Origin of the sequence: Pseudonocardia lacus (assembly GCF_018531445.1) — a bacterium.
GTDB lineage: Bacteria > Actinomycetota > Actinomycetes > Mycobacteriales > Pseudonocardiaceae > Pseudonocardia > Pseudonocardia lacus.
On sequence record NZ_JAHDTH010000238.1, the window covers coordinates 1 to 11,873 of the forward strand.

Below are 11,873 nucleotides of genomic sequence, written 5' to 3' on the forward strand. Positions count from 1 at the left end.
CTGCTGGTCGAGCAGGCCCGAGACGCCCGGCCCGGCGAGCCGCTCTGGCAGATCACCGAGGTGTTCCACCAGGACAAGGCCCGGTCCGTGCAGGCCGCCATCGAGATCACCGACGCCCTCACCGCCGCCGAGACCGCCCTGCGGGAGGGCCGCACCGCCGACGCGGTGCGGGCGGTCAACCTGGTGGCCGCGCAGCTGCCGAACGTGCTGCCCGACGAGGGCCGCGACCAGTTGCTCGCCGAGCAGCTCCGCCTGGTCGACGACCTCGTCGCCATCACCGGCGCCGACCCGTCGCTCGCCGGGCTGTCCGAGGAGCTGTCCGTCGCCCGCCAGGCCGCGGCGACCAGCCGCGCCGCGCAGGCCCCGGCGCCCTCACCGCCCGCGCTCGCCGGCATCGTCCCGACGACGTCGCCGACGACCCCCTCGGCCGGCCTGGACGGCACCGCCGCCGTGGCCGGCGCCGTGCAGGCCGCGATGCAGTACGCCGCCCAGCTGGGCACCACGACGACAGCGACGGCACCGACCACGGCACCGACCGCACCCGCCGACGCGGCGACCAACCGCGGCGACACCGGCACCAACGCCGCGCAGCCCGACCTCCCGCCCGAGGCCGCGAGTACCGGCGAGACCGCCACCGACGACCCCGGGCCCTCGGTGGAGGACGCCGTCACCTTCTCCGCCGACGACACCCCGTCGCCGACGACGTCCGGCGAGTCCTCGACCTCGTCGACCTCGTCGACCTCGTCGACCTCATCGAGCTCTTCCGGGTCCTCCGGCTCGTCCGGTTCGTCCGACTCCTCCGGTTCCTCGACGTCCTCACCCACCGGCCGCACCGACACCTCCAGCCCGGACACCGGGTCGAGCAGCGGGTCCGGCAACAGCGGGTCCAGTGGATCCAGCGGGTCCAGTGGGCCCGACAGCGGCGGCACCAGCGGCCCCGACACCGCGCCCGACCCGGTGGTGCAGCCACCCGCGGACGACGCCGATGAACCCGCACCCGCCGACCCCGACCCCGTCGACCCGCCGGCGGCCCCCGCGCCCGGACCGGTCGACGGCCCGTCCGACCAGCCCGACGGGCACCAGGGCGAGCAGCCCGACCACGGGCCGTCCGGCCCGGCCCTGGGCTTCGCCGCCGACCGCCCGGGCCTCCACGACCCGGGGCCGCGCGACGGCGGGCCGCGCCACCTGCGCCCCGACACCCCGTCCGACGGCCCCGACTCCGCGGAGCACTCCTCCGACGGCGACGGCGCGAGCGAGGACAGCAGCGCGAGCGACGACCGCCCGGGGCGGCACCGCGCCGGCGACTGAGCCGATGACCGGCGCCGGTCCCGGACACGACGGAGGGGGCGGTGCGTCGCACCACCCCCTTCGTCGTGCTCCGGTCGCGCCGGTCGGTCAGCCGCCGCTGCTGAACGCGGCGTCGAACGCCGCCGACGGCGGGTCGAACGCCAGCCCGCGCACGAACTGCAGCGCCTCGGGCGCCCCGACCAGCCGGTCCATCCCGGCGTCCTCCCACTCGATCGAGATCGGGCCGGAGTAGCCGATGTGGTTGAGCATGCGGAAGCACGCCTCCCACGGCACGTCGCCGTGGCCGGTGGAGACGAAGTCCCAGCCGCGCCGCGGGTCGGCCCAGGCCAGGTGCGAGCCCATCCGCCCGTTGCGGCCGTTGCCGACCTGGCGCTTGGCGTCCTTGCAGTCGACGTGGTAGATCCGGTCGCGGAAGTCGAGCAGGAAGCCGACCGGGTCGAGGTCCTGCCAGACGAAGTGGCTCGGATCCCAGTTGAGCCCGAACGCCTCCCGCCGGCCGACGGCCTCCATCGCCGCGACCGTCGTCCAGTAGTCGTAGGCGATCTCGCTGGGGTGCACCTCGTGCGCGAACCGCACCCCGACCTCGTCGAACACGTCCAGGATCGGGTTCCAGCGATCGGCGAAGTCGCGGTAGCCGGCGTCGACGAGTTCCTGGGAGACCGGCGGGAACATCGCCACGTACTTCCAGATCGCCGAGCCGGTGAACCCGATGACGGTGTCGACGCCGAGCTTCGCCGCGGCCCGCGCGGTCACCTTCATGGCGTCCGCGGCCCGCTGCCGCACGCCCTCGGGCTCCCCGTCGCCCCACACCCGCGCCGGCAGGATGCCCTGGTGGCGGGCATCGATCGGGTCGTCGCAGACGGCCTGGCCGGTCAGGTGGTTGGAGATCGCGAAGACCTTCAGCCCGTGCTTGTCCAGGATGTCGCGGCGGCCCTGCACGTAGCCGTCGTCCTCGACCGCCGCCCACGGGTCGAAGTGGTCGCCCCAGCAGGCGATCTCCAGCCCGTCGTAGCCCCACTCCCCGGCCAGCCGGGCGACCTCCTCGAACGGCAGGTCGGCCCACTGCCCGGTGAACAGGGTGATCGGTCGCGCCATCAGTCGCTGCCCTCCACTGTGCTCTCGGTGTTCGCCTCGGTGCTCGCCTCGATCTGCTGCCAGCCGCTGCCAGCCTCCGCCGAGCGCGCCACCGCGTCCAGCACCAGTTGCACCTGCAGCCCGTCGGCGAACGACGGGGTGGGGGCGGCGCCGGCGGCCAGGTCGCGCAGCAGGTCGGCGATCTCGTGGGTGAACGTGTGCTCGTAGCCCAGGCCGTGGCCCGGCGGCCACCACGCCCCGGCGTAGGGGTGCGTCGGCTCGGTGACCAGGATCCGCCGGAAGCCCGCGGTGTCCGGGTCCTCGGCGCCGTCGAAGAACGACAGCTCGTTCATCGACTCGAAGTCGAACGCCAGCGAGCCCGCGCTGCCGTTGACCTCCAGGCGCAGGGCGTTCTTGCGGCCGGTGGCGAAGCGGGTGGCCTCGAAGCTGGCCACCGCTCCCCCGCCGAACCGCCCGATGAACAGGGCGGCGTCGTCGACGGTGACCTCGCCGCGCTCCGCCGACCCGGAGGCAGACAGCCCGCTGGACGCCTCGGGCAGCGGCCGCTCCTTGACGAACGTCTCGGTGAGAGCGCTTACCCCGGTGAGCCGGTCACCGGTGACGAACTGCGCCATGTCGATCACGTGGGCGCCGATGTCGCCCAGCGCCCCGGACCCGGCCTTGTCCTTCTGCAGCCGCCACACCAGCGGGAACTCCGGATCGGTGATCCAGTCCTGGAGGTAGACCCCGCGCACGTGGCGGACCTCGCCGATGCGGCCCTGCTCGATCAGCCGCTTGGCCAGGGCCACCGCCGGCACGCGCCGGTAGTTGAACCCCACCATGCTGCGCACCCCTCGGGCCCCGGCCCGCTCGGCGGCCACGACCATCGCCCTGGCCTCGTCCACCGTGTTGGCCAGCGGCTTCTCGCACAGCACGTGCTTGCCCGCGTCCAGCGCCGCGATCGCGATCTCGGCGTGCGTGTCGCCCGGGGTGCAGATGTCGACCAGCTGCACGTCGTCGCGGGTCAGCAACCGCTTCCAGTCGGTCTCCACCGAGCGCCAGCCCAGCTTGGCCGCCGCCGCGCCCGCCGCGTCGGCGTCCCGGCCGCAGAGCACCGCCAGGTCGGGTTCGAGGGGCAGGTCGAAGAACCGCCCCGCGGTGCGCCACGCCTGGGAGTGGGCCGCCCCCATGAACGCGTGGCCGACCATGCCCACCCCCAGCCGGCGGGAGCCCTCGGCCCCGGTCGTGGCTGCCGTCATGATTCGAAGCCCAGGGGCAGGTAGTCGGCCACGTTGTCCTTCGTGATCGTCGCGGAGGCCAGGGTGATCGAGGCGGGCACCTCGCGCTCGGCCAGGTCGCCCATGCCCTTGCCCTGCGCCACCAGCCGGGCCAGCGCCACCGCCGAGGACGCCATCGACGGGCTGTAGGTGACGGTGGCCTTGAGGACGGTGTTGTCCTCCTGGATGGCGCGCATCGCGTTGGCCGAGCCGGCGCCGCCGACCATGAAGAACTCGTTGCGCCCGGCCTGCTCGATGGCCGCGAGCACGCCGATGCCCTGGTCGTCGTCGTGGTTCCAGACCGCGTCCAGCTGGGGCGCGGCCTGCAGCAGGTTGGCCGTGACGCGCTGGCCGCCCTGGGCGGTGAAGTCGGCGGCCTGGCGGGGCCCGACGGCGAAGCCGAAGGTCTGCAGCGCGTCGGCGAAGCCCTGGCTGCGCTGCTGGGTCAGCGGCAGGTTGTCGATGCCGGCGATCTCGCCGATGACCGGGTTGGCCACCCCGGCCTCGCGCAGGCGCTGGCCGATGTAGGTGCCCGCCGAGACGCCCATGCCGTAGTTGTCGCCGCCGATCCAGGTGCGGTAGGCCAGCGGCGAGTCGAAGATCCGGTCCAGGTTGATGACCGGGATACCGGCCTCCATGGCCTGGCGCCCGACCGAGGTCAGCTGGCTGCCGTCGTTGGGCAGGATGACCAGCGCGTTGACCCCCTGGTTGATCAGCGTCTGCACCGCGGCGATCTGCTGGGCGATGTCGTTGGTCGGGTTGACCGGGGAGAACGTGACGTCGGAGTACTGCTCGGCCTGGGCCTGGGCGTTGTTGGCGATGGCCGCGATCCAGCCGTGGTCGGCGGCCGGGGCGGAGAAGCCGATGGTGACCTGCTCGCCGGGCTCGGAGTTGCCCCCGGCCGGGGCGGCCACCGGCGCCGAGGCGGCGGGCGGGCCGCCGGCGGGGGCGTTGCTGGTGCACGCGGTGAGCGCGGCTCCGGCGCCGATGCCGAGGGTGCCCATCAGGAAACCGCGGCGGCCCAGGCCGCCCGGGAGGTTCTGGGACATGGTGGTGCGCTCCTTCATCGGTGGAGGGGTCGACCTGGGTAGGGGGGTGGGATGTCGCTCAGGGGTCGGAGCGCCGGGCCCGGGCCTGGATCAGCACGGCGACGACGATGATCGCGCCCTTGGCGATGTTCTGGACCTCGGTGGCGAGGTTGTTGAGCACGAACAGGTTCGTGATGGTGGTGAAGACCAGCACCCCGAGGATCGAGCCGATCAGCGTGCCGCGCCCGCCGGTCAGCAGCGTGCCTCCGATGATCACCGCGGCGATCGCGTCGAGCTCGTAGAGCGTGCCGTGGGTGCTCGACCCGGTCGTGGTCAGCGACGCGATCATGATCGCGGCGATGCCGCAGCACAGCCCGGACAGCACGTAGAGCGCGGCGGTGTGGCGGCGCACGTTCAGCCCGGCCAGCCGGGCCGCCTCGGCGTTGCCGCCGATGGCGAACGTGCGCCTGCCGAACGTGGTCCGGTTGAGCAGGACCCAGCCCAGCGCCACCACGACCGCGAAGATGTAGATCAGCAGCGGGATGCCCAGCAGCCGGGTGGTGGCGATCCCGGCGATCGTCGGGTCGGTGACGATCTGGCTGCGCCGCCCGGAGATCTGCTCGGCCAGGCCCTGCGCGGAGATCAGCATGGCCAGCGTGACGATGAACGGCACGATGCGCCCGTAGGCGATCAGCAGGCCGTTGACCAGGCCGGCCCCGGCGCCCACCAGCAGCGCGCAGAGGATCATCACCAGCGGGCCGTAGGACTGCGTCGCCACCGTGGTCGCCCAGACCGACGACAGCGCCATGACCTTGCCGACCGACAGGTCGATCCCGCCGCCGATGATCACGAAGGTGACCCCGACGGTGATCACGCCGATGATCGAGGCCTGGGTGAGCACGGTCAGCAGGTTGGGCACCGACAGGAACCGCTCGCCCGCGGTGACCGCGCCGACCACCCCCAGCAGCACCAGCACCGCGACCAGGCCGAGGTTGCGCCCGGCGCCGGAGTCGAGCAGCCGGCCCGCCGCCGAGTCGCCCGCGTCGCGGGCGGACCGCTCGACGCGCCCGCGCTCGTCGACCTCCGGGGCACCGGCCTTGGTCGTCCCGGAGCCGTGGGCCCCCGGCGGTGTCGGCGGGGACACCGGTGTGCGGTCAGACATGAGCTCCCTCCATCACCAGGTCGAGCACGCGGCCCTCGTCGAGCTCGGCGGCGGGTGCCTCGTGCACCACCCGCCCTTCGCGCACGACGAGCACGCGGTCGGCCAGCCCGAGCACCTCGGGCACCTCGCTGGACACCACGACGACCGCCACCCCCGACGCGGCCAGCTCACGGATCAGCGCGTAGATCTCGCTGCGCGCGCCGACGTCGACGCCGCGGGTGGGCTCGTCGAGCAGCAGGACCTTGCAGCCCTGCAGCAGCCAGCGGGCGAGCACCACCTTCTGCTGGTTGCCGCCCGAGAGCGTGCGGGCGGCGCGGCGGACGTCGGCGGGGCGCACGTCGAGGCGGGCGGTCTCGGTGCGCGCCGCGTCGCGCTCGGCGTCCTCGCGGACGAAGCCGCCGCGGGCGAACCGGCTCATCGCCGAGAGCGTGACGTTGCGGTAGACCGGCTCGCCCAGCAGCAGCGCCTGGCTCTTGCGCTCCTCGGGGGCCAGGCCCACGCCCGCGCGCACGGCGGCCGTCACCGACCCCGTCCGCAGCGCCCGGCCGCCCACCCGCACCGCGCCCGCGGTGGGCTTGCGCGCGCCGTAGACGGTCTCCAGGATCTCCGAGCGCCCGGACCCGACCAACCCGGCCAACCCGACGATCTCGCCGCCGCGCACCGAGAACGACACGTCGGCGAACTCCCCGGACCGGCCGAGCCCCTCCACCTCGAGCACGACCTCACCGGGTGGCCCCCCGGTCCGCTCCGGGAATACGTACTCGATGCTGCGCCCGGTCATCAACGTGATGACCTCGGAGGTCGGGGTGTCGCGGGCGGAGAGGTTGCGCGCCACCGTGCGGCCGTCCTTGAGGACGGTCACCCGGTCGCCGATCTCGCGGATCTCCTCGAGCCGGTGGGAGATGTAGACGACCGCCACGCCGTCGGCGGTGAGCTCGCGGATCACCCGGAACAGGTTGCGCACCTCCTCCGGGTCGAGCACGGCCGACGGCTCGTCCATCACGATCAGCCGGGCGTCGCGGGCCAGCGCCCTGGCCATGCTGACCACCTGCTGCCCGGCGGCGGAGAGCCGGCCCAGCTCACGTCGGGGACGGATCTCGGGGTGCCCGAGCCTGCGCAGCAGGGCGGCGGTGGTGTCCTCGGCGGCCCGGTCGCGGGTGAATCCGAAGCGGGCCGGCTCGTGGCCGAGCACGACGTTGTCGGCGACCGAGAGCCCCGGCACGAGGTCGAGCTCCTGGTGGATGGTGGCGATGCCGGCCGCGTCGGCGGCCTGCGGGGAGGCGAAGGAGACGACCTCGCCCGCGAAGCTGACCTCGCCGGCGTCCGGCCGGTGCGCCCCGGCCAGGACCTTGATCAGGGTGGACTTCCCGGCGCCGTTCTGGCCGAGCAGGCAGTGCACCTCGCCCGCGACGACGTCGAGGTCGACCCCGTCCAGGGCGCGGACGCCGGGGAACTCCTTGACGATCCCCCGCATCGACAGCAGCGGTGTGTCTGACATGTCCACCTCGGTGTGGGGCGCCTCGTGGCAGGGGTGGCGGGCGCCATGACCGTAGGAGGGTTGACCAGTGCCGTGCAACGACCGAATATTGCCTCTTCCAGGTATTTTTCCGTCGATATCGGACCGTGATGCAGCCCACGTCTCCCCTGCCGCCCCTGCGCCTCAGCGCTCCCGGCCCGTCCGGTCGGGTGGACGCCGCGGTCACCCTCAGCACCGTCGCGCGACTGGTCGCGTCGGGGGCAGCGGTCAGCAAGGCCGACCTGGTCGCGGCGGCCGGGCTGGCCCGCACGACGGTCAGCACCGCCGTCGACGAACTGCTGGCGCGCGGGGTGCTGCGCCCCGACGGTGCCCGGCCGACCACCGGCCGCGGCCGCCCGGCCGACCGGCTCGCCATGTCCGGGCGCGGCGGGCACGTGCTGCTCGCCGACGTGGGCGCCCGCGGGGCGCATCTCGCCGTGGTCGACCTCAGCCAGCGCGTGCTCGCCCACGAGCACATCGACGTCGACGTGCAGGACGGCCCGGACGCGGTGCTGGACGCGATCGAGGTCGGGCTGATCGCGCTGCGCGGGCGCGCCGCCCACACCGGCGACCCCGCCGTCCGCGCGGTCGTCATCGGGCTGCCCGGCCCGGTCGACGGCAACCTGGGCATCCCGGTCCGACCGCCGATCATGCCCGGCTGGCACGCCTACCCGGTCTCCGCGCGCCTGCAGCGCACGTTCGACTGCCCCGCCGTGCTGGAGAACGACGTCAACCTGCGCGCGCTCGGCGAGGCCAGGGCGCTGCCCGCCGACCAGGCACCGCTGCTGTTCGTCAAGGTCGGCACGGGCATCGGCGGCGGGCTCGTCTCCCGCGAGGGGGTGCTGCACCACGGCGCCGACGGCGCGGCGGGCGACATCGGCCACGTGCGCGTGCGCGGCGGCCCCGACGTGGCCTGCGCCTGCGGCAACGTCGGGTGCATCGAGGCGGTCGCCTCCGCCAGGGCGATCGCCCGGCGGCTGACCATCCCACCGCACGGGGGCGGCCGGCCCACCATCAACGACCTGCGCGCGCTGATCTCGCGCGGCGACCCGGAGGCGCTCGGCGTGGTGCGCGAGGCCGCCGGCCTGATCGGCGAGCTGGTGGCCACCCTCGTGCACTTCTACAACCCGGCCCGGGTGACGCTGGGCGGCTCGCTGACCGCGGCCAGCGACGAGCTGCTGGCCGGGGTGCGCAGCGTCGTCTACCAGCGGGCGCTGCCGCTGGCGACCCGCAACCTCGTGCTCACCAACAGCGTGCTCGGCGAGTACGCCGGGCTGGCCGGGGCGGCCGTGCTGGGCATCGAGCGGGTGCTCTCCCCTCCCGGCATGGACGCCCTCACCGCCCCGCGGCCCTGACCGTCACGCCTCGGCGGGCACCTCGTCGGCCGGCGGCGCCCGCCGCGAGACCGCGACCAGCACGGCGGGCTCGCGGCCCTCGTTGCGCAGGGCGAGCAGCCCCAGCCCGGCCAGCCACAGCACCGCACCCTCGGCGAACCGCCGCGCCCCGCCGTCGGCGCACTCCAGCAGCACCTCGCCGCGCTCGACGACGACCAGCGCGTCGTCCCACTCCTCGGCCCGGTACGGCCGGGTGTCGCCGGGCCCCAGGGTGACCACGCGCTTGTCGAACGTCGCGCCGAGCCGCCGGTGCAGGAACGACACCCGGGCCGCATCGTCCTCACTGGGCGGTTCCATCACGCGCTCCGGGCGACCGGCGGGGCGTGCTCGCGCAGCAGCGCCCCGGTCACCGCGACGACGGTGCTGTCGGCGGTGCCGACCAGCCGGCTCAGCGCGGCCCGCTCGCCCGGGCCGGGCACCTGGCCCCGCAGCACCGCCCCACGCGCCCGGTGCAGGGCCGCGATCAGCTCCGCGCGGGAGGCCCCGAGCAGCGCGGCGGCGTCGGCGGTGGGCCAGTGCAGGACGTCGCACAGGATCAGCACGGTCCACTGCGCGGGCGGCAGCGGCCCGGGCGCATCCGACGGCGCCTCGGCGGCGAGGTGTTCGGGAAGGGGCATGTCCGGTACGACCGCCGCCCGGCCCCGAACTCATCGCCCGGCACCGGACTCGGCGACGTCGTCGCAGGGGCGCCCGGGTCCGCGCAGGCGCCACGGCACCTGTACGGACCCCACGAAACCCTGCGACGTGACCGGGAGGACCTGGCGATCGGCGGGGTCAGCGGCCGCGGAGGAACTCCGCGGCGGCGTCGCCGCTGTCGGGGTCGCTGTCGCCGTCCTCGTCGGGGACGAGGTGCACGGCGGCCTCCTCGGCGGAGGCGGCGCCGCCGTCGATGCCGACGTCGGTGGAGAACAGCTCCTCGCCGCCCTCGGCCAGCCGGCCCGAGCGCCGGTCGCCGACCTCGCGGTCGAGCAGCTCGCCGTCGGTGTCGGTGGTGTCGCCGAGCCCGTCGCCGTCGGCCTGGGCGTCCTCGGGGACCTCGCGGCGCAGCCGCGCCCCCAGGGACTCCCCCGCCGCCTCCTCGGCCGCGGTGGTGCCCCAGCCGTCGACCGCGTAGGGCCGCTCGGGCGGGGAGTAGCCCTCGTCGAGCTGGTCGCGGTCGAGGAGGGTGTCGGACGGGTCGAGCAGGCCGTCGTCCTCGGTCACGTCCGGGGAGGTGTCCTCGTCGCCGATCATCCCGCCAGCCTCCCACCAGCGGTGCCCTCAGGCACGGCCGGGTTCGCTCTCGTCCAGGTGCAACCGCAGCATCGCGGTGGCCGCCCACGCCGGGGGGCGACCGCGCAGCGACACCAGCACCATCGTGGCGAAGGCCAGCGGCACCGACCAGAGCGCGGGCTGGCCGAGCAGGATCGCGGCCAGCCCGGGCGGCGAGCCCAGGAACAGGTCGACGGCGATCACCCCGGCCGAGGACAGCAGCCCCACCACCATCCCCACCGCGGCGCCGCGCGCGGTCAGCCCGCTCCACCAGATGCCCAGCACCAGCAGCGGGCAGAACGTCGACGCCGCCACCGCGAACGCCGAGGTGACCAGCACCCCGACGTCGATCGACGCAGCCGGCAGCGCCAGCAGCACCACCGCCGCCGCGGCCGCCAGCGGGGTGAACCGCAGCCGGCGCAGCGTGCCGGGCACCAGGTCGTGCGACAGCGCGCCGGACACCGCCAGCAGCAGCCCGAGCGAGGTGGCCAGGAACGCGGCGAACGCGCCCGCGGTGAGCAGCGCGGTGAACAGCGCACCCGCCCAGCCCGGGTCGACCCGCGCCGGCAGCTGCACGACGACGGTGTCGGTGGCCCCGGACAGGTACAGCTCCGGCAGCAGCAGCGAGCCCAGCAGCCCGTAGACGCCCGGGAACAGGTAGAACGCGCCGAGCAGGGCCACCGTGATGGCCGCGGTGCGGCGGGCCCCGCGCCCGTCGGGGCTGGTGTGGAAGCGGATCAGGATGTGCGGCAGGCCCATCGTGCCCAGCACCGTGGCGACCAGCACCGACCAGGTGGCCAGCACCGGGTGCCCGGCGTCGCCGGGGTCGAGCAGCGGGCGCCCCCAGCCGGGGCCGCCGGGCGGGCCGCCGCCGACCTCGGGCACCGCGGCACCCGCCGGGAAGGTCCAGGTGCTGCCCGCGGCCGCCTCGTGCGGGCCGGGCGCCAGCTCCAGGGGCGGGTGCCCCTCGACGGCGACGGTGGTCGTCTCGGTGACCGTCACCGAGGTGTCCAGCCGGAACTCCACCGGCGTCGGCGCCGCGAAGTGGGTGAACTCGACCGGGGCCAGCGCCGCCGACCGCGCGTCCGGCCCCACCGCCAGCACCAGCCACACCGCCGGCACGATGAACAGCGCCAGCTTGAGCACGAACTGGAAGGCCTGCACGTAGGTGGCCGCGCGCATGCCGCCCAGCGCCAGGGTGATGCTGACCGCCGCCCCGGCCACCACCACCCCGACCCAGTACGGGCTGCCGCTGACCACGCCGAGCACCTGCCCCGCCGCGGTGAACTGCGGCACCAGGTACAGGCAGCCGATGACCAGCACGACGACCGCCGACAGCCGGCGCAGCGCAGGCGAGCCCAGCCGGGCCTCGGCGAAGTCGGGCACCGTCAGCGCCCCGGTGCGCCGCATCGGCGCCGCGACCAGCGCGAGCATGGCGACGTAGCCCGCGGCGAAGCCCACCGGGTACCACAGCGCGCCCACGCCGTCCTTGACGACCAGCCCGGCCACGCCCAGGAACGACGCCGCCGACAGGTACTCCCCCGACACCGCGGCCGCGTTGACCGTCGGCGAGATCCGCCGCGAGGCGACCAGGAAGTCCGAGGTGGTCCGCATGGCCGCCACCCCGCGGGCCCCGATGAGCAGGGTCACCAGCAGCACCGGGACCACGGCCAGCAGCACGGACAGGACGTCGGTCATCCCGGCGGCCCCGCCCGGGTCCGGCGCCCGGGCCGCTCGGGCCGCTCGGCCCGCTCGGCGCGGCGCAGCTGCCAGCGGGCCAGCGCGGCCAGCAGCGGGTAGGGCAGCACCGCCACCGCCAGCCAGGACAGCGGCACCCCCAGCAGCCGGACCGCGTCCAGCTCG

The 11,873-nt window shown here is 75.0% G+C and carries 10 protein-coding genes and 1 pseudogene; 2 read left to right on the plus strand and 9 right to left on the minus strand.

Going from position 1 to position 11,873, the window contains the following annotated elements; genetic code table 11:
• Window positions 1-1,308 (plus strand): annotated as a pseudogene (locus KIK08_RS33515) (hypothetical protein); the annotation flags it as partial.
• An 87-nt stretch (window positions 1,309-1,395) separates the two neighbouring features.
• On the opposite strand, the gene KIK08_RS33520 reads toward KIK08_RS33515, so the two are convergent.
• The 5 genes from KIK08_RS33520 to KIK08_RS33540 are packed head-to-tail and all read right to left on the minus strand — an operon-like array spanning window position 1,396 to window position 7,347.
• Complete coding sequence (locus tag KIK08_RS33520) at window positions 1,396-2,403, minus strand: sugar phosphate isomerase/epimerase family protein (protein ID WP_214407335.1); 1,008 nt, start codon at window positions 2,401-2,403, stop codon at window positions 1,396-1,398.
• Entirely contained in the window at window positions 2,403-3,641 is a 1,239-nt protein-coding gene (locus KIK08_RS33525) for a Gfo/Idh/MocA family protein (RefSeq protein ID WP_214407336.1), read from the minus strand. Before KIK08_RS33525 ends, KIK08_RS33520 begins: the two co-directional genes overlap by 1 nt.
• Window positions 3,638-4,708: a substrate-binding domain-containing protein gene (locus tag KIK08_RS33530; RefSeq protein WP_214407337.1), complete on the minus strand. Its 1,071-nt coding sequence runs from the start codon at window positions 4,706-4,708 to the stop codon at window positions 3,638-3,640. Before KIK08_RS33530 ends, KIK08_RS33525 begins: the two co-directional genes overlap by 4 nt.
• A gap of 58 nt (window positions 4,709-4,766) precedes the next feature.
• On the minus strand, window positions 4,767-5,849 hold the full coding sequence (locus tag KIK08_RS33535; RefSeq protein WP_214407338.1) for an ABC transporter permease: 1,083 nt from the start codon (window positions 5,847-5,849) through the stop codon (window positions 4,767-4,769).
• Entirely contained in the window at window positions 5,842-7,347 is a 1,506-nt protein-coding gene (locus KIK08_RS33540) for a sugar ABC transporter ATP-binding protein (protein WP_214407339.1), read from the minus strand. The genes KIK08_RS33535 and KIK08_RS33540 overlap by 8 nt, the downstream gene beginning before the upstream one ends.
• A gap of 128 nt (window positions 7,348-7,475) precedes the next feature.
• Between KIK08_RS33540 and KIK08_RS33545 the strand changes: the two genes are divergently transcribed.
• A complete protein-coding gene (locus KIK08_RS33545) occupies window positions 7,476-8,720 on the plus strand; it encodes an ROK family protein (protein WP_214407340.1) in 1,245 nt (414 codons plus the stop codon).
• A gap of 3 nt (window positions 8,721-8,723) precedes the next feature.
• Here KIK08_RS33545 and KIK08_RS33550 read toward each other — a convergent pair whose 3' ends face one another.
• From KIK08_RS33550 to KIK08_RS33565, 4 genes are all read right to left on the minus strand, one after another.
• Complete coding sequence (locus KIK08_RS33550; RefSeq protein WP_214407341.1) at window positions 8,724-9,056, minus strand: hypothetical protein; 333 nt, start codon at window positions 9,054-9,056, stop codon at window positions 8,724-8,726.
• Complete coding sequence (locus KIK08_RS33555) at window positions 9,056-9,376, minus strand: hypothetical protein (protein ID WP_214407342.1); 321 nt, start codon at window positions 9,374-9,376, stop codon at window positions 9,056-9,058. Before KIK08_RS33555 ends, KIK08_RS33550 begins: the two co-directional genes overlap by 1 nt.
• Before the next feature lie 157 nt (window positions 9,377-9,533).
• The gene (locus tag KIK08_RS33560; RefSeq protein ID WP_214407343.1) at window positions 9,534-9,992 is read right to left on the minus strand and encodes a DUF5709 domain-containing protein; all 459 of its coding nucleotides are present in this window, start codon (window positions 9,990-9,992) and stop codon (window positions 9,534-9,536) included.
• A 27-nt stretch (window positions 9,993-10,019) separates the two neighbouring features.
• Window positions 10,020-11,696 (minus strand): sodium/solute symporter, encoded by a 1,677-nt coding sequence (locus tag KIK08_RS33565; RefSeq protein WP_214407344.1) that lies wholly within the window; start codon window positions 11,694-11,696, stop codon window positions 10,020-10,022.
• Window positions 11,697-11,873 lie beyond the last annotated feature (177 nt).